Consider the following 15,731-nt stretch of genomic DNA (forward strand, 5'->3'; position numbering starts at 1 on the left):
CTCCACCTCACCGCCCCGCCAACGCCTTCTCCCCCGCCTTCCGCATCGCGTCCACCGGCGCGGGCCGACACCCCGTCATCTGTTCCACCTGAAGTACCGCCTGGTGCACCAGCAGGTCGAGCCCGCTCACCACCGCGCCGCCATAGCCGGACCAGCGGGCCGCGAGGTCCGTGGGCCAGGGGTCGTAGAGGACGTCGAAGAGGGTGGCGGGGCGTTCCGGCACCGTGGAGGAGAGGGCGTCTGTCGTGCCGGCCGGCGTGGTGGCGAAGACCAGGGGTGCGCGCAGCCCTTCCGCCGCGTCCGCCCAGTCCGCCGTGCGCACCTCTACATCCAGCCGCTTGCCCCACTGCCGCATCTCCGCCGCGCGGGCCTCGCTGCGGACGTAGGCGACGACCTCGCCGGTGCAGATGCGGGCGAGGGCGGCGAGGGCGGAGGAGGCGGTGGCGCCGGCGCCCAGGATCGCGGCGGAGTCGACCTGTTCGATGCCGTGTTCGCGGAGGGCGGCGACCATGCCGGGGATGTCGGTGTTGTCGCCGACTCGGCGGCCGTCCTCCGTGAAGACGACGGTGTTGACCGCGTCCACCGACGCCGCCGTCTCGCTGATCTCGTCGAGCAGCGGTATCACGGCCCGCTTCAGAGGCATCGTCAGCGACAGGCCCGCCCACTCCGGGCCCAGGTCCTTGAAGAACCCGGGAAGGGCCCCCTCGTCCACGTCGAAGCGGTCGTAGGACCAGCCGTCCAGCCCCAGCTCCCCGTATGCCGCGCGATGCAGCACCGGGGAGAGGGAGTGGGCGATGGGGGAACCGAGCACGGCGGCGCGGCGGGCGTCAGTTGCCCGAGGTGGCATTGAACTTTTCCTTGAGTGCCTGGAATTCGGCGTACGTCTTGGCGAATTCGGTCTTGTTCTCGCCGTCGGTCGCCACGAAGTAGATCCAGCCGTCATGGGTCGGATTCAGTGCCGCTGCCAGAGCCTCGTCACCGGGGTTGTCGATGGGACCGGGCGGCAAGCCCTTTTGGGTGTAGGTGTTGTACGGGTCCTTGTTGCTGTTGATCGCGGACTCGCTGATGTGGATGTTGCTCTGACCCTTCAGGTAATTGAAGGTCGAGTCGAATTGCAGGTATCGGTTCGTCTCGGTGTTCGTGGTCTTGAGACGGTTGTAGACCACTTCGGCCATCTTGCGGAAGTCCTCGTGCGTCTTGCCCTCGGCCTGGACGAGGCTCGCGACCGTGATGACCTGCAGCGGGTCTTCCAGATTGAGTGCCTTGGCCTTTGCCTCAAGGTCGATCGCGCCGTATTTGTCGCTGGCCTGGGCGACCATCTGCTTGAGGACCGCTTCGGGTTTCATACCCTTTGCGGCGCCATATGTGCCGGGGTAGAGGAAGCCCTCCAGCGGGTCCTTGATGTCTTTGTTGCTGTTCGCCCAGCTGGGCAGCCCGAGCGACTTGTAATCCTTCTTGGCGACGGCCTTGGTGGTGCCGTCGGAAACCTGGAGTTTCTTGTCGATCGCCGCGTAGATCTTGGAGTTCCGCCAGCCCGTGGGGACGATCAGATTGTCCTGGCTCTTGGGGTCGAGCATCAGCTTGACGGCGCTCGCGGCGGACATTTCCTTCTTGAGGAGAAAGACGCCGGCCTGGATCTTCTTGCCATCGGGATTCTGCGACTGGGCGACGACGAACGCGTCGACGCTCTTCACGACGCCCTGTTTCTTCAGCTCCTGGCCGATGGTGTAGCCGCCGGCCCCCTTGGGGATGGTGACGCTCACCGATCCGGTGCCGTCGCCCGCGTAGTCGGGGGCCGTGCCGAAACGATTTTGGTAGAACTGCCAGCCGAAGTAGCCGACAGTGCCCAGGCCGCCGCCGAACACCAGGACGACCACGAGGCAGGCGCAGCCGTTGCGACGCTTCCTCTCCTTGCCGCCTTTGTCCTTGCCTTTGCCGCCCTTGCCCCGTCGGCGCCCGTCCGGCTCGTCGTCGGCCTCGTCCTCATCGTCGCCGCCACCCGCGAAGAACGCGTGTTCGCCCTGATCGGGCCCCGGGTCCCAGTCCGTCTGCTCCGGTTCCGGCTCGGTGCGTCGCTTGCCCGGCGGTTCGGGCGGCGGGAAGGCGTCGGGCGTGCCGTAGAAATCGGGCTGCTGTTCGCCATAGGCAGCGGCCTGTTGCCCGTACGGGTCGACAGGATCTGCGGCGTAGGGGACATGAGCGGGCGCGCCGGTGCCGTCCCAGCCGCCCTGCTGATATTGCTGCTGCTGAGCGGCGTACTGCTGATGGCTCTGATCGGCGTACTGCTGCTGGTCGGCCCACTGCTGCTGGTCGGGGTAGTGCGGGTTGCCCTGTTCGTCGTAGACCGGGTACTGCTGCTGCGCCTGACCGTAGTCGGCCTGCTGGCCGTGGCCCCAGTCGCCGTACTGCTGCGGCTGCTGCGGCTGTTCCGGATAGTGCTGCGGCTGGCCGCCGTAGGAGGACTGCTGCCCCACCTGGGCCTGCTGTCCTTCCCATCCGACGTCCCCGAACAACGGGTCCTCCGGATGCCACGGTTCGGAGCCTGGGCTCCGGCCATACTCAGTCATCGATCCCCTAGAGCCGCGAGGCGGCGGTCGCGGCGCTTGCGGCTCCGGCTCCCGTCCCGCCTCTTGCTGTGCCATGGCTGTTCGAACACCATCGCATCGCGCGGAACGTTACCGTATCGCGATCAGATGACCACTTCGACGCCCTCGCCGGGTGGTTTACCTGACACCCGTTCGGATTCCAGCGCCTGCTGGAGGATGATGACCGCGGCCGCCTGGTCGATGACCGACCGGCCCTTCTTGGACTTCACCCCTGAGGCGCGCAGTCCCTGACTGGCCGTCACCGTGGTCATCCGTTCGTCCAACAGTCTGACCGGTACCGGGGCGATGCCCTTCGCGAGTTCCTGGGCGAAGGCCCGGACCTTCACCGCGGCCGGTCCCTCGCCCCCCTTGAGGGAGCGCGGGAGGCCGACGACGACTTCGATCGGTTCGTACTCCTCGGCGAGTTGCTTCAGCCGGCGGTGCGCCGCCGGGATGTCGCGGCCGGGGACCGTCTCGACGGGAGTGGCGAGGATCCCGTCGGGGTCGCACGAGGCGACCCCGATCCGGGCGTCCCCGACGTCGATCGCGAGTCGACGTCCTCTTCGCATGTTCGCGGCCGTTTCTTACTTGGCCGTGTCGGCGACGAGGCGTTCGACGGCGTCCACGGCCTCGCCGACCGCGGCCGGGTTCTGGCCGCCGCCCTGGGCCACGTCCGGCTTGCCGCCACCGCCGCCGCCGAGGGTCTTGGCGGCCGCGCGGACCAGGTCGCCGGCCTTGAGACCGCGCTCGCGGGCGCCTTCGTTGGTGGCGATGACCGTGAGCGGCTTGCCGTTGTTGACCGTGAAGAGGGCTACGACGGCGGCGCGTCCGCCCTGGATACGGCCGCGCACGTCGAGGACCAGCTTGCGCAGGTCGTCGGCGCTCGTGCCGTCCGGCACCTGACCGGTGACGACGGCGAGGCCGTGCACGTCCTTGGCGGACTCGACGAGACCGGCGGCAGCCTGAAGCACCTTCTCGGCGCGGAACTTCTCGATCTCCTTCTCGGCGTCCTTCAGCTTGCCGAGCATCGCGGAGACCTTCTCCGGCAGCTCCTCCGGACGGCCCTTGACCAGCTCCTGGAGCTGGGCCACGACCGTGTGCTCCCGGGCGAGGAAGTTGTAGGCGTCGACACCGACGAGCGCTTCGATACGGCGCACTCCGGAGCCGATCGACGACTCGCCGAGCAGCTTGACCAGGCCGAGCTGGGAGGTGTTGTGCACGTGCGTGCCGCCGCACAACTCCTTGGAGAAGTCGCCGATGGTGACGACGCGGACCCGCTCGCCGTACTTCTCGCCGAACTCGGCGATGGCGCCCTGCTTCTTGGCCTCGTCGAGGCTGAGGATCTCGGCGTGCACGTCCAGGTCGCGGGCGAGCACCTCGTTGATCTTCTGTTCGACGTCGGTCATCACGGCCGTGGGAACCGCGGACGGCGAACCGAAGTCGAAGCGGAAGCGGCCGGGCTGGTTCTCGGAACCGGCCTGCGCGGCCGTCGGACCGAGGGCGTCACGCAGCGCCTGGTGGGTGAGGTGGGTGGCCGAGTGGGCGCGGGCGATGGCGGTGCGGCGGCGGATGTCGATCGCGGCCTCGGCCTTCGCGCCGACGGTGACCTCACCGAACTGGACGACGCCCTTGTGGACGTAGACGCCCGGGACCGGCTTCTGGCAGTCGCGGATCTCGATCACGGCACCGGACTCGACCTTGATGCGGCCGGTGTCGCCGATCTGGCCGCCGCCCTCGGCGTAGAAGGGGGTGCGGTCGAGGACGATCTCGACCTCGTCGCCCTCGGTCGCGGCCGGGGAGGAGACGCCGTCGACGAGGATGCCGACGATGGTGGACTCGCCCTGGGTGTCCGAGTAGCCGATGAAGTCCGTCTCGCCGGCCTTGTCGGCGATCGCGCGGTAGGCACCGACGCCCGCGTGGCCGGTCTTCTTGGCCTGCGCGTCGGCCTTGGCCTGGTCGCGCTGCTGCTTCATCAGGCGCCGGAAGCCGTCCTCGTCCACGGAAAGGCCCTGTTCGGCGGCCATTTCGAGGGTGAGGTCGATCGGGAAGCCCCAGGTGTCGTGGAGCAGGAACGCCTTGTCGCCGGCGAGGACCTTGCCGCCGGACTGCTTGGTGTCGGCGATGGCGGTGTCGAGGATGTTGGTGCCGGCCTTCAGCGTCTTGACGAAGGCGGCCTCCTCGGCGAGGGCCACGGTCTCGATGCGCTGCCGGTCGGTGACGAGCTCGGGGTACTGCTGGCCCATCATCGCGATGACGGTGTCGATGAGGTCCTTGACGACCAGACCCGTGGCACCGAGGAGCCGCATGTTGCGGATGGCGCGGCGCATGATGCGGCGCAGGACGTAACCGCGGCCCTCGTTGCCGGGGGTCACGCCGTCGCCGATGAGCATCACGGACGTGCGCATGTGGTCGGTGACCACGCGCAGGGAGACGTCGGACTCGTGCGAGTCGCCGTACTCGACGCCGGTCAGCTCGGTGGCCTTCTTGATGACGGCCATGGAGGTGTCGATCTCGTACATGTTCTGCACGCCCTGCAGGATCATCGCGAGGCGCTCCAGGCCGAGGCCCGTGTCGATGTTCTTGCTGGGCAGCTCGCCGAGGATCTCGAAGTCCTCCTTGCCGATGCCCTCGCCGCGCTCGTACTGCATGAAGACGAGGTTCCAGATCTCCACGTACCGCTCGTCGTTGACGGCCGGGCCGCCCTCGACGCCGAACTCGGGGCCGCGGTCGTAGTTGATCTCGGAACACGGACCGCAGGGTCCGGGGACGCCCATCGACCAGTAGTTGTCCTTCTTGCCGAGGCGCTGGATGCGCTCGGCCGGGACGCCGATCTTCTCGCGCCAGATGGTCTCGGCCTCGTCGTCGTCGAGGTAGACCGTGATCCACAGGCGCTCGGGGTCGAGGCCGTAACCACCCTTGTCCTGGGGCGAGGTGAGCAGCTCCCAGGCGTAGGTGATGGCGCCTTCCTTGAAGTAGTCGCCGAAGGAGAAGTTGCCGCACATCTGGAAGAACGTGCCGTGCCGCGTGGTCTTGCCGACCTCTTCGATGTCTGGCGTGCGCACGCACTTCTGCACGCTGGTGGCGCGCGGCCACGGCGGCTTGACCTCGCCGAGGAAGTACGGCTTGAAGGGGACCATGCCGGCGGGGACCAGGAGCAGAGTCGGGTCGTCCGCGATGAGCGACGCCGAGGGGACGACGGTGTGGCCGCGCTCCTCGTAGAAGCTCAGCCAGCGGCGGCGGATTTCAGCCGACTCCATCAGTGGTCCTCATTCCGGTTGTACGAGTACGTCGTCCTGTCGTTTCTTTCGACGGACATGGGGGTGTTGCGGTTCTCGATGGCGATGTGCTGCCGGGGCGCCGGGAGTTCGGGGTCGACCGCGGCGTTGATCCCCAGCGCGTCGCCGAGTTCGGCCTCGCGCTGGGCCATGCCCGCGCGGACGTCGAGTGCGAAGTGCACCGCGCTGTCCTTGAGTTTGTGGCCCGCTTCGAGCGCCTTGTTGGCCGCGGACACGGCGAGGTGCTCGGGGGTCAGCTGCTTCAGCTTGCGATTGACCTTGGTGGTCGCCCAGACACCGGCGGCTACGCCCGTGCCGAACCAGAACGTACGGCGGAACATCGCTCGGTCAGTCCTTCTTCCGGGTGCGCTTGCCCCGCCGCCCGGCCGGGACGGTACGGCCCACGATCACCGTACGACGGGACGCCCCGGACGGCGCCGGCACGCCCTCGCGGCGGCCGCCCAGGGCCCGGCGGACGCCGTAGCCGAAGGCCGCGACCTTGACGAGGGGGCCGCCGAAGGTGGAGGCGACGGTGGTGGACAGTGCGGAGGCGTTCGAGGTGACTTCCTGGACGTCGGAGGCGATCGCGTCGACCCGGTCGATCTGGGTCTGCGCGGAGCGCACCGCCGCGGAGGCGTCCGCCAGCAGCGGCACGGCCTGGTCGGTGACGTCCGCGACCAGCTTGGTGGTCGCCTTGAGCGTCTGGGCCAGCCTCACCAGTGCGACGGCGAGGAACGAGACCAGGATCGCCCAGAAGACGGCCACCAGGATCCCGGCCACCTCTCCACCGGACACTGTGCGCACCCACTTCCCGCTCGCTCGCGAAAATCAATAATGCGCCGAGCCTATCGCGATGAGGGTGGCGCTCCGTACCGCATTACCGCCCCGCGCACACTGGAGTTGCGCGAAGCGATTGTACGGACTGAATACGGTTCAGTACGCTCCGTATTCCATGCGAGCTTCCCATGGCGGCGACGCCACCACGGACGGCAATCTGCCCCTCGAACCCGACCGGTTCGTGGGCCGCTCGGCCGAACTCACCGAGCTGGCGCGGGCGCTCGGCGCTTCACGTCTGGTCACGGTGACCGGGCCCGGCGGGGTCGGCAAGTCACGGCTCGCGGCCCACGCGGCGGCCCGGTCCGCTCCCTCGGACGGCGTGTGGCGGGTGGAGCTGGCGCCGGTGCGCGATCCGGAACTCGTGGACTTCGCGGTCGTAGAAGCGCTGGGGCTGACGGATCACACCGCGCGGTTGCCGCGCGAGGCGTTGCTCGCTCATCTGACGGAGCGTCAACTGTTGTTGGTGCTGGACGGGTTCGAGCATCTGGTGGATGTGTGTGCCGAGCTGGTTGCCGAGTTGCTCGGGCGGGTGCCGGGGCTGCGGGTGCTCGCGGTGGGGCGGCGGCCGTTGGAGCTGGCGGGTGAACGGGTCGTCGCGGTGGCGCCGTTGGGCGAGGACGAGGCGGTGGAGCTGCTCGCCGACCGGGCCGCGCAGCAAGGGGTCGCCCTCGATGAAGACGCCCCGGACGTACGGGAGTTGTGCCGGCGGCTCGACGGGATTCCCCTTGCCGTCGAGCTGGCGGCGGGGCGGCTGCGGGCGCTGTCGCCCGGGGAGGTGCTGGCACGGTTCGACGACCGGTTCCGGCTGCTGGCCGGCGGGCGGCGGGACGCGCTGCCCCGGCACCAGACGCTGCGGACGGCGATCGGCTGGAGCCACGAACTGTGCACGCCCGAGGAGCGGTTGCTGTGGGCACGGCTGTCGGTGTTCGCCGGGCGCTTCGATCTGGAGGCCGCCGAGTACGTGTGCGGCGGCGACGGCCTGCCCTCGGACGGCGTCCTCGACGTGCTCTCCGAACTACTCGCGCAGTCCGTGGTCGTCCGCGAGGAGACGGCGACGGGCGTGCGCTACCGGATGCTCGACACGATCCGGGCCTACGGCGCCGACTGGCTGGAGGCGACCGGGGACGCGGCCCGGCTGCGGCGCAGACACCGCGACTGGTATCTGGGGCTGGCCACTTGGTGCGAGCTGGACTGGTTCTCACCGCGCCAGGGCGAGGTCGCCGCGCGGGTCGAGGCGGAGCTGCCGAATCTGCGCGGTGCCCTGGAGTACTGCCTGACCGAGCCGGACGAGACGCATCTGGGCCAGTACCTCGCGGGCTCGCTGTGGTTCTACTGGGCGGGCTGCGGACGCCTCGCGGAGGGCAGGCACTGGCTGGAGCAGGCCGTGCAGCTGGACGCCGAGGACACGGCGAACGACCAGTCACGACTGAAGGCCCTGTGGGTGCTCGGCTATGTGGCGATCCTCCAGGGCGACACCGTGCCCGCGCTGGCCGCGCTCCAGGAGTGCCGCGAGGAGGCGGACGAGGCCGCGAACCCCACGGCGGTCGCCTACGCCGAACACCGCACCGGCTGCCTGGCGTTGGTCACGGACGACATGCCACGCGCGGAGACGCTGCTGCGCTCGGCGCTCGACCGCTACCAGCAGATCGGCGAGCTCAACAGCAATGTGCTGATGGGCCAGGTCGAGCTGGCCATGACCCGGGCGTTCCAGGGCGACTTGGCGGACGCGGTGAAGCTGTGCGAGGACGTCCGGCGCGTGTGCGAGGACCACGGCGAGCGCTGGACCCGCGCGTACGCGCTGTACGTCCTGGCCTACGCCGCCTGGAGCGACGGCGAACTCCCGCTCGCGCGCGACCTGTTGGCGGACTGCCTGGGCAGCGCGCACGGCTTCCGCGATCTGCTCGGCTCGGTGCTCGCCGTCGAGCTGCTGGCCCTCGTCACGGTGGCGGAGGGCGATGCCGCCGAGGCCGCGCTGCTGCAGGGTGCGGCGGGCGGGATGTGGCCGTCGGTGGGGCTGCCGCTGTTCGGCTCGGCGTACTACAACGCGCCGCACGAGCTGTGCGAGGCGATGGCCCGCGAGCGGCTCGGCGACGAGCGGTACGCGGAGTGCGTACGGGAGGGGGCGCGGCTGGGCCGGGAGGCGGCCGTGGCGCGGGCGCTGGGGCCGTCGCGGTCACTGGACGCGGTGCCGGTGCCGCGCGGCCCGGTGCGGCCCGCGACCGTGAGTGCGGACATGCGAAAGCCCGCCGCCTCGCCCACCCGTAAGGGCGGGGAGACGACGGGCTGACGCAGAGGTGGTGCTACGTCCGTGAGGTGATCAGCGGGCGTAGTACTCGACGACGAGCTGCTCGTCGCAGATCACCGGGATCTCCTTGCGGTTCGGCTCGCGGTCCAGGCGGAACGCCAGGGCGCCGAGGTTCACCTGGAGGTAGCGCGGGATCTCGCCGTCGGGGGCGAAGCCACCGGCGCGGGAGACCTCGAACAGCGTCTTGCTGCGGCTGCGCTCGCGGACCATGACGACGTCCTCGGGCTTGACGCGGAAGGACGGCTTGTCGACCTTCTGGCCGTTGACCTCGATGTGGCCGTGGACGACCATCTGGCGGGCCTGGTAGATCGTGCGGGCGATGCCCGAACGAAGGACCAGCGCGTCGAGACGACGCTCCAGCTCGATGATCAGGGCCTCACCGGTCTTGCCCTGGACCTTGGAGGCACGCTCGTAGGCGCGGACGAGCTGGCGCTCGGACACGTCGTACTGCGCGCGCAGACGCTGCTTCTCCAGCAGACGGACCTTGTAGTCCGAGTTCTGCTTGCGGCCACGACCGTGCTCACCCGGCGGGTAGGGACGGGCCTCGAAGTACTTGACGGCCTTCGGGGTCAGCGCGATGCCGAGGGCACGCGACTTCTTGACCTTGGGGCGGGACTGATTCGCCACGATGTCTCTCTCTGTCTGTCGGCTTGTCAGGGTGGTGAGGGAGGTCGCATCCGCAGCCGGGGAAACCCGTCGGGCCCCTTGCGGGACCTGGTGGGCAGCCGCTCCCCTGATCTGGGCACTACGTGCAGCACGCGAGTGGCCCACCGACCGGTTCCGTCCTGCGACGGATGGTGGTGGGCTGCCCGCGACACCGTTCGAACGGTGCGCGACGCTCCTGGAGCCGGTCCGAAAACCGGGACTCCGGCTGACCGTCCCGTTCTGACAGCACGGGACACAGCACTTCGGGGGATTCTACAGGGTGCTCAGGACCGCTTACGACCAAGGTGCTTCCGGGTCCACTCCACGGCGTCCGCGTACCGCGCCTCCGCGCCGTGGCGGGTCGGCTCGTAGTACTCGCGGTCCTTCAGCTCCTCCGGGGCGTACCGCTGCTCGGCGATGCCCTCGGGCAGGTCGTGCGGGTAGACGTATCCCTGGGCATGCCCGAGCTTGGCCGCGCCCTTGTAGTGCCCGTCCCGCAGATGCATGGGCACCGGGCCCGCGTGCCCCTTGCGTACGTCCTCCATGGCGGCGCCGATCGCCGTGGTCGCCGCGTTCGACTTGGGCGCGAGGGCGAGCGCGATGGTGGCGTGGCTGAGGGTCAGCGCGGCCTCCGGAAAGCCGATCATCGCTACAGCCTGGGCAGCGGCGACCGCGATCGGCAGCGCGTTGGGATCGGCGAGGCCGATGTCCTCGCTCGCGGAGATCATCAGGCGGCGGGCGATGAAGCGGGGGTCCTCGCCGGCCTCGATCATGCGGGCCAGGTAGTGCAGGGCCGCGTCGACGTCGGAGCCGCGGATGGACTTGATGAGGGCGCTGGCCACGTCGTAGTGCTGGTCGCCGTCGCGGTCGTACTTCACCGCCGCGCGGTCGACCGTCTCCTCCAGGGTCTGGAGGGTGATGTCCGGCTCGCCCTTGTCGAGGGCGGCTCCGGCGGCGGCCTCCAGGGCGGTCAGCGCGCGGCGGGCGTCGCCGCCGGCGATGCGCAGCAGGTGGTTCTCGCTGTCCTCGGGGAGGGCGACCGCGTCCTTCAGGCCTCGCTCGTCGGACAGCGCGCGGCGGAGCAGGGCGCGCAGGTCGTCGTCCGTGAGGGGTTCGAGGGTGAGGAGGAGCGATCGGGAGAGCAGCGGGGAGATCACCGAGAAGTACGGGTTCTCCGTGGTCGCCGCGATCAGGGTGATCCAGCGGTTCTCGACGGCAGGGAGCAGGGAGTCCTGCTGGGCCTTGCTGAAGCGGTGGATCTCGTCGAGGAAGAGGACGGTCTCCTTGCCGAAGCCGCCGGTGGCGCGGCGGGCGCCGTCGATGACCGCGCGGACCTCCTTGACGCCGGCGGTGATCGCGGACAGCTCCACGAAACGCTTGTTGGTGGCCTTGGACACGACGTAGGCGAGGGTCGTCTTGCCGGTGCCGGGCGGGCCCCAGAGGAGCACCGAGGAAGCTCCGGCCGGGCCGCCCGATCCCTCGCCGACCAGTCGGCGCAGGGGCGAGCCCGGCTTCAGCAGGTGCTGCTGGCCCACGACCTCGTCGAGGGTGCGCGGGCGCATCCGTACCGCCAGGGGACTGCTGGACGGATCCTTCTCCTGGCGTTCTTCGGCTGCGGCGGTGAAAAGGTCGGGCTCCACATCGAAAACCCTATGTCACGCCACTGACAATCCGGTCGGGCCGGGGTCAGGCCCAGAGCTGGGTGCCCCAGCGGGTCAGGATCAGCATGGCGATGATGCCGACGTGGGTGACCGGGAGGACCCAGGTGAACTCGCCCAGGAAGTTCTTGACCGGGCGCGGGGCCTTCAGGAAGTCGTTGCGGATGTTGAACGACGTGACATACCAGAACATGGTGATCGTGGCGACCCAGGCCAGCGAGCACCACAGGCACAGCGCGTTGATCCGGTACAGCGACTGGAACTGCAGCCAGGTGCAGAAGGCCACCCCGAAGAGCGTGCCGAAGTTGAAGGTCAGCCAGTACCAGCGCGGGAACTGGACCCGGGTCAGCAGGCTGATCCCGACGCAGATGACGATGCCGTAGGCGACCAGGCCGAGCATCGGGTTCGGGAAGCCGAAGGCTGCGGCCTGCTTGCTCTCCATGACGCTGCCGCAGGACACGATCGGGTTGATGCTGCAGCTCGGGGTGAACGTCTTCCCGGCGAGCTTGCCCTCAAGGATCTTGAACTTGTCGATCGTGATGACCCAGGCGGCGAGCAGTCCGGCCGCTCCGGTGATCACCAGCAACAGGGCGAAGGCCCGGCTGCTGCCCACCGTGCGCGGCTCTGCGGCCGTGTGCTCCGGTTCGGAGTCGGTGGAGACGTCCTTCACTGTCGTCTTGCTCATCACGCCGATCCGTCACTTGAGAGTTGGACCTTCTTCGGGCAGGGCCATTGTGCCGCACGAGCACCTCTGTCCACCGTTCGATGGACATAAGGAAGTACGCACGGTCGTCCCTGAGCGCTCGATTCCGGACGATGCTCATGGCATGACAACACAGGCGAACGAACTCGCAGTGGATGTGCGGGGGCTGCGCAAGCAGTACGGGGACGTGACCGCCGTGGACGGAATCGACCTGGAGATCCGCACGGGAGAGGTGTTCGGCCTGCTCGGACCCAATGGGGCGGGCAAGAGCACCACGGTCGAGATCCTCCAGGGCAACCGCGGCCGGGACGCGGGTGAGGTGTCGGTGCTCGGCTCGGACCCGGCGACGGGCACACGCGCGTGGCGTTCGCGGGTCGGAATCGTCTGGCAGGACGAATCGGCACCCGCGGAGTTGACGGTCGGCGAGACGGTACGGCACTTCGCGCGCTACTACCCCCGCCCGCGCGACCCGGAGGAGGTCATCGGCCTGGTCGGTCTGGAGGCCAAGGCGGACAGCCGGATCAAGGCCCTGTCGGGCGGCCAGCGCAGGCGTCTCGACGTGGCCCTCGGGGTGATAGGCGGCCCCGATCTCCTCCTCCTGGATGAGCCGACGACCGGCTTCGACCCGGCGGCCCGGCGCCAGTTCTGGGACCTGATCCGCAAGCTCGCCGACGAGGGCACCACGATCCTCCTCACCACCCACTACCTGGAGGAGGCGGAGAACCTGGCCGACCGCCTGGCCATCGTCGCCAAGGGCCGTGTGGTCGCCGAGGGCGAACCGGCCGCCCTGCGCGAACGCCACGGCACCGGAGCCACGGTCGAGTGGACGGACCTGGACGGCACCCCGCGCGCGGAGCACACGGAGACTCCTACCAAGGTCGTAGCCGAACTCATGCACCGCTTCGACGGGGAGATCCCCGGGCTGCTGGTGAGCCGCCCCACCCTGGAGGACGTCTACCTCCGGCTGACCGGACAGGAGGACGCGCGATGAGCACGACGACGAGCACGACCGCCGTACGGGACCGGACGAGGGCCTCCGGAGAGCGGCTGCCCAGCGCCTGGGGGCTCGGGCTGTGGCGCGGGTCGCTGGAACTCAAACAGTTCTTCCGGCAGCGCGACCAGGTGGTGTTCACCTTCGCCTTCCCGGTCGTCTTCCTCTTCCTCTTCGCGTCGATCTTCAAGGACGACGTCCGGGGCGCGGGCATCAATGCCTCGCAGCTCTACGTCCCGGCGATGATGGCCGCAGGCATCATGTCGACGAGTTTCCAGTCCCTCGGCATCTCGATCGCGATCGAACGCGACGAGAAGGTGCTGCGCCGGTTGCGCGGCACGCCGATGCCACCGGCCGCGTACTTCCTCGGCAAGATCTGGCTGGTTCTGGTCACGGGCCTGATGGAGACGGCGATCCTGCTCCTGGTGGGCACCACGCTCTACGACGTGGATCTGCCCTCGTCCGCGGTGAAGTGGCTGGACTTCGGGTGGATCTTCGTGCTCGGTCTGACGGCGTGCGCGCTGCTCGGCATCGCGGTCAGCTCGGTCCCGAAGTCCGGCAAGAGCGCGACCTCCGTGGTCGTACTGCCCTTCCTGGTCCTTCAGTTCATCTCCGGGGTGTACATCTCCATCGACACCATCCCGGACTGGATGCTCAACATCGGGGCCCTGTTCCCGCTGAAGTGGATGTGCCAGGGGCTGCGCGGGGTGTTCCTGCCCTCGTCGGCGCAGGTGCTGGAGCAAGCCGGGAGCTGGGAGTTCGGGAAGGTCGCGCTGGTGCTGGGGGCATGGTGCGTCGGAGGATTGCTGCTGTGCCTGCTGACCTTCCGGTGGAAGAACCGGCGCGACGGATGAACGTGCCCCACGGGGCGTCGGGCTCGTACACCTGGGACCGCTCCTTCCGGCTCTGGGACACGTACTTCGCCCTGATCTGGCTGGCCACCCTGGTGTTCGTGCTCGGCACGAGCCGGCCGGGGTGGCCGGTACGCGTCACGGCGGCCGCACTGCTCGTCCCACTGATCCCTCTCTATGTCTGGATAGGCCGCCCGGTCCTCCAAGGCGACCCACCCGACGAACGCCGGGCGGTCGGCTACCTCATCGCGGAGATGGCGCTGTTCCTGCCCTCCGCGGTCCTGGTCGGCGAGACCCGGCTACTGGCCTTCGCCCTCGTCCCGCCCTGCTTCATGGTGCTGCGGCTGCGCTGGGCCCTGATCGCGGTGACCGTGATCAACATCGCGCCCGTGATCGGCTGGACACTGCTGTGGTGGCCGGGAGCCCAGGACGTGTTCTTCAATTCCGTCTTCGCGGTGGTCACCCTGGTCTTCTCGATGGCCCTCGGCACCTGGATCATCCGCGTCATCGAACAGAGCCAGGAGCGCGCGGAGTTGATAGCCGAGCTGGACGCCAGCCGCCACGAGGTCTCCCGACTGTCGTCGGCCCACGGCGCGTTGGCCGAACGGGAGCGGATGGCCCGCGAGATCCACGACACCCTCGCCCAGGGCTTCACCAGCCTGCTGATGCTGGCCCAGGCGGTGGAGGCGGAGCTGGACGACGATCTGCCGCAGGCCAGGCGGCACTTGGCCCTCATGGACGAGACGGCCCGGCAGAACCTCGCCGAGGCCCGCGCCCTGGTCGCCGGCGGCACACCGGCCGACCTGGAGGGCGTGTCCCTCTCGGACGCCCTGCGCCGGCTCGCCGCCCGCCATGACGCGACACTCCACGTCACCGGGCCGGTACGCGCGTTGCCCGCCGGGCCGGAGGTGGTGGCCCTGCGCTCCTGCCAGGAAGCGCTCGCCAACACCCGCAAGCATGCGGGGAGTTCGGCGAAGGTGAGCCTCTCGTTGATGTACACCGACGAGCAACTCACCGTGTCCGTACGGGATGACGGGTGCGGGTTCGATCCGGGGGCGGTGTGCGGTGGCTACGGTCTGGCGGGGCTGCGGACGCGGGCGGCGGAGGCGGGTGGGACGGCGGTGGTGCGGAGTGCGGTGGGCGAGGGGACGACGGTGACGGTACGGCTGCCGGTATCGCCCGCATCACCTGAATCCCCTGTATCGCCGGTATCGCTTCTGAGGAGTTCTCGATGATCCGGATCGTCCTCGCCGACGACCATCCCGTCGTACGGGAAGGCCTGCGCGCCATGCTCAGCGCCGAACCGGACCTCGATGTCGTCGCCGACGCCTCCAGTGGGCCACAGGCGGAGGCCCTGGCCGCCGAACTCCGCCCCGACATCGTCCTGATGGACCTGCGCATGCCGGACGGCGGGGGTGTCGACTCCATCGTGCGGATGAGTGCGGCGGGGTTGCCGTGCCGGGTGATCGTCCTCACCACGTACGAGACCGACCGGGACATTCTGCGGGCCGTGGAGGCGGGGGCGGCGGGTTATCTGCTGAAGGATCTGCCGCGCGGTGAACTGGCCGACGCGGTACGGGCCGCGGCGCGGGGCGAGACCGTGTTGGCGCCTTCTGTGGCCGCGCGGTTGGTGGACCAGTTGCGGACGAAGCCGGAGCGGCCTCGGTTGTCCGAGCGGGAGATCGCGGTGTTGCGGTTGGTGGCGGAGGGGTGCACCAACGCGGAGATCGGGCGGCGGTTGTACATCGGGGAGTCGACGGTGAAGACCCATCTGCTGCGGGTTTTCGGCAAGTTGGGCGTCGATGACCGGACGGCCGCTGTGACGAGTGCGATGCGGTACGGGCTGCTGGACTGAGGATTCTCGCCCCCGCCGCCCCTACC

Annotated in this window: 14 protein-coding genes; 5 read left to right on the forward strand and 9 right to left on the reverse strand. The window is 69.3% G+C overall.

Features of this window, described 5'->3' with window-relative positions; genetic code table 11:
- Positions 1 to 7: 7 nt before the first annotated feature.
- The 6 genes from AC31A1_RS29515 to AC31A1_RS29540 form a co-directional block, all read right to left on the reverse strand.
- A complete protein-coding gene (locus AC31A1_RS29515) occupies positions 8 to 847 on the reverse strand; it encodes a shikimate dehydrogenase (RefSeq protein ID WP_489656239.1) in 840 nt (279 codons plus the stop codon).
- On the reverse strand, positions 828 to 2,567 hold the full coding sequence (gene mltG, locus AC31A1_RS29520) for an endolytic transglycosylase MltG (protein ID WP_489656240.1): 1,740 nt from the start codon (positions 2,565 to 2,567) through the stop codon (positions 828 to 830). The genes AC31A1_RS29515 and mltG overlap by 20 nt, the downstream gene beginning before the upstream one ends.
- A gap of 122 nt (positions 2,568 to 2,689) precedes the next feature.
- Complete coding sequence (gene ruvX, locus AC31A1_RS29525; protein WP_033282278.1) at positions 2,690 to 3,154, reverse strand: Holliday junction resolvase RuvX; 465 nt, start codon at positions 3,152 to 3,154, stop codon at positions 2,690 to 2,692.
- Between the two features lie 15 nt (positions 3,155 to 3,169).
- Positions 3,170 to 5,842 carry an alanine--tRNA ligase gene (gene alaS / locus AC31A1_RS29530; RefSeq protein WP_489656241.1) on the reverse strand — a complete coding sequence of 891 codons (2,673 nt, stop codon included), beginning with the start codon at positions 5,840 to 5,842 and terminating at the stop codon, positions 3,170 to 3,172.
- Entirely contained in the window at positions 5,842 to 6,201 is a 360-nt protein-coding gene (locus AC31A1_RS29535; protein WP_489656242.1) for a hypothetical protein, read from the reverse strand. Before AC31A1_RS29535 ends, alaS begins: the two co-directional genes overlap by 1 nt.
- Positions 6,202 to 6,208: 7 nt before the next feature.
- The gene (locus AC31A1_RS29540) at positions 6,209 to 6,664 is read right to left on the reverse strand and encodes a DUF948 domain-containing protein (RefSeq protein ID WP_489656243.1); all 456 of its coding nucleotides are present in this window, start codon (positions 6,662 to 6,664) and stop codon (positions 6,209 to 6,211) included.
- Positions 6,665 to 6,812: 148 nt separating this feature from the next.
- Between AC31A1_RS29540 and AC31A1_RS29545 the strand changes: the two genes are divergently transcribed.
- Positions 6,813 to 8,984 (forward strand): ATP-binding protein, encoded by a 2,172-nt coding sequence (locus AC31A1_RS29545; RefSeq protein ID WP_489656244.1) that lies wholly within the window; start codon positions 6,813 to 6,815, stop codon positions 8,982 to 8,984.
- A gap of 30 nt (positions 8,985 to 9,014) precedes the next feature.
- Here AC31A1_RS29545 and rpsD read toward each other — a convergent pair whose 3' ends face one another.
- The 3 genes from rpsD to AC31A1_RS29560 form a co-directional block, all read right to left on the reverse strand.
- A complete protein-coding gene (gene rpsD / locus AC31A1_RS29550; RefSeq protein ID WP_200686488.1) occupies positions 9,015 to 9,629 on the reverse strand; it encodes a 30S ribosomal protein S4 in 615 nt (204 codons plus the stop codon).
- A 302-nt stretch (positions 9,630 to 9,931) separates the two neighbouring features.
- Positions 9,932 to 11,287 (reverse strand): replication-associated recombination protein A, encoded by a 1,356-nt coding sequence (locus AC31A1_RS29555; protein WP_489656245.1) that lies wholly within the window; start codon positions 11,285 to 11,287, stop codon positions 9,932 to 9,934.
- Between the two features lie 46 nt (positions 11,288 to 11,333).
- Complete coding sequence (locus tag AC31A1_RS29560) at positions 11,334 to 11,990, reverse strand: vitamin K epoxide reductase family protein (protein WP_403597997.1); 657 nt, start codon at positions 11,988 to 11,990, stop codon at positions 11,334 to 11,336.
- Between the two features lie 142 nt (positions 11,991 to 12,132).
- On the opposite strand from AC31A1_RS29560, the gene AC31A1_RS29565 reads away from it, so the two are divergent.
- The 4 genes from AC31A1_RS29565 to AC31A1_RS29580 are packed head-to-tail and all read left to right on the forward strand — an operon-like array spanning position 12,133 to position 15,705.
- The gene (locus tag AC31A1_RS29565; protein WP_489656246.1) at positions 12,133 to 12,999 is read left to right on the forward strand and encodes an ABC transporter ATP-binding protein; all 867 of its coding nucleotides are present in this window, start codon (positions 12,133 to 12,135) and stop codon (positions 12,997 to 12,999) included.
- Positions 12,996 to 13,853: an ABC transporter permease gene (locus AC31A1_RS29570; RefSeq protein WP_489656247.1), complete on the forward strand. Its 858-nt coding sequence runs from the start codon at positions 12,996 to 12,998 to the stop codon at positions 13,851 to 13,853. The genes AC31A1_RS29565 and AC31A1_RS29570 overlap by 4 nt, the downstream gene beginning before the upstream one ends.
- On the forward strand, positions 13,850 to 15,085 hold the full coding sequence (locus AC31A1_RS29575) for a sensor histidine kinase (RefSeq protein ID WP_489656248.1): 1,236 nt from the start codon (positions 13,850 to 13,852) through the stop codon (positions 15,083 to 15,085). Before AC31A1_RS29570 ends, AC31A1_RS29575 begins: the two co-directional genes overlap by 4 nt.
- Complete coding sequence (locus AC31A1_RS29580) at positions 15,082 to 15,705, forward strand: response regulator (protein ID WP_489656249.1); 624 nt, start codon at positions 15,082 to 15,084, stop codon at positions 15,703 to 15,705. The genes AC31A1_RS29575 and AC31A1_RS29580 overlap by 4 nt, the downstream gene beginning before the upstream one ends.
- Positions 15,706 to 15,731: the final 26 nt, after the last annotated feature.

Source organism: Streptomyces sp. P5F9 (assembly GCF_057961495.1).

What these genes read in the sequence shown, in the direction of transcription:
- AC31A1_RS29515 (WP_489656239.1), bottom strand. Translation starts at nt 847, where the DNA reads ATGCCACCTCGGGCAACTGACGCCCGCCGCGCCGCCGTGCTCGGTTCC.
- mltG (WP_489656240.1), bottom strand. Translation starts at nt 2,567, where the DNA reads ATGACTGAGTATGGCCGGAGCCCAGGCTCCGAACCGTGGCATCCGGAG.
- ruvX (WP_033282278.1), bottom strand. Translation starts at nt 3,154, where the DNA reads ATGCGAAGAGGACGTCGACTCGCGATCGACGTCGGGGACGCCCGGATC.
- alaS (WP_489656241.1), bottom strand. Translation starts at nt 5,842, where the DNA reads ATGGAGTCGGCTGAAATCCGCCGCCGCTGGCTGAGCTTCTACGAGGAG.
- AC31A1_RS29535 (WP_489656242.1), bottom strand. Translation starts at nt 6,201, where the DNA reads ATGTTCCGCCGTACGTTCTGGTTCGGCACGGGCGTAGCCGCCGGTGTC.
- AC31A1_RS29545 (WP_489656244.1), top strand. Translation starts at nt 6,813, where the DNA reads ATGCGAGCTTCCCATGGCGGCGACGCCACCACGGACGGCAATCTGCCC.
- AC31A1_RS29560 (WP_403597997.1), bottom strand. Translation starts at nt 11,990, where the DNA reads ATGAGCAAGACGACAGTGAAGGACGTCTCCACCGACTCCGAACCGGAG.
- AC31A1_RS29565 (WP_489656246.1), top strand. Translation starts at nt 12,133, where the DNA reads ATGACAACACAGGCGAACGAACTCGCAGTGGATGTGCGGGGGCTGCGC.
- AC31A1_RS29570 (WP_489656247.1), top strand. Translation starts at nt 12,996, where the DNA reads ATGAGCACGACGACGAGCACGACCGCCGTACGGGACCGGACGAGGGCC.
- AC31A1_RS29575 (WP_489656248.1), top strand. Translation starts at nt 13,850, where the DNA reads ATGAACGTGCCCCACGGGGCGTCGGGCTCGTACACCTGGGACCGCTCC.
- AC31A1_RS29580 (WP_489656249.1), top strand. Translation starts at nt 15,082, where the DNA reads ATGATCCGGATCGTCCTCGCCGACGACCATCCCGTCGTACGGGAAGGC.